This is a genomic window from Microcoleus sp. D3_18a_C4, from assembly GCF_036702415.1.
Lineage (GTDB): Bacteria > Cyanobacteriota > Cyanobacteriia > Cyanobacteriales > Microcoleaceae > Microcoleus.
Genome location: NZ_JAUBTI010000243.1, coordinates 1 through 1,075 on the forward strand (window position 1 = coordinate 1; position 1,075 = coordinate 1,075).

General features: G+C 38.6%; 1 protein-coding gene. It reads left to right on the forward strand.

Annotation, left to right across the window (positions count from 1 at the left end; all coding sequences use genetic code 11):
* Positions 1-275: 275 nt before the first annotated feature.
* Positions 276-839: an REP-associated tyrosine transposase gene (locus QUB16_RS33420; RefSeq protein ID WP_333322697.1), complete on the forward strand. Its 564-nt coding sequence runs from the start codon at positions 276-278 to the stop codon at positions 837-839.
* Positions 840-1,075: the final 236 nt, after the last annotated feature.

Consider the following 1,075-nt stretch of genomic DNA (forward strand, 5'->3'; position numbering starts at 1 on the left):
GGTAGATGAATGTACGATCGCAATAACCAAAATTCGTAGGGGCGGGTTCGCCAGGGATTTTGTCACCCACAAATAATCTTTATAAACCCGCCCCCACCCAACCAATTACCCCAAACAACATCCCCGCCACGGGGTTGAATTCAATGAATTATTAATATTTCGGTGGGGTGGGGGCGGGTTTTTACGATTTGTCGTTGGGTGTCATATATTTCGGTGAACCCGCCCCTACAGGATTGTGATATAATATTCGATATTGTATTGATTACAAAAAAAATATGAAATACAATCCCGATATCCATCATCGCCGTTCTATTCGTCTACCAGGATATGATTATAGCCAACCAGGTGCATATTTTGTGACAATTTGTATCTGGCAACGTCAGTGTTTATTAGGTGACATAGAACAAGGGAATATGCTATTAAGCCGTTACGCTGAAGTGGTTGACTTTAATTGGTTTAATCTCAAGACAGTATATCCTCATATTGAATTAGATTCTTTTGTGATTATGCCGAATCATATTCATGGAATCATCCTCATAAAAAATCTGGATAAACGTCACGGCTTATCGGAAATTGTGAGAGGCTTGAAAACATTTTCTTCCAGTCGGATCAATCAACTGCGTCGTGTTTCAGGAATCCCTGTATGGCAAAGGGGTTATTATGAACATATTATTCGTAATGAGACAACCTTTGCAAAAATTCAGGAATATATTATCAACAATCCGTATAAATGGGAAACCGATGAAATGCACCCATCTAAAAAATTTTACAATTCCAATAAAATTAATATTAAATTAGATAACAAAAATGTATTGTTGATGAATCTACGATCGCAATAACCAAAATTCGTATGGGCGGGTTCGCGAGGGATTTTGTCACCCACAAATAATCTGTAAAAACCCGCCCGCACCCAACCAATAACCCCAAATAACATCAATTTATCTGGTTAAATTCAATGAATTATTAATATTTGGGTGGGGTGGGGGCGGGTTTTTACGATCCGTCGTTGGGTGTCATATATTTCGGTGAACCCGCCCCTACGGGATTGTGATATTGTAATTTATTGGTAGATGAA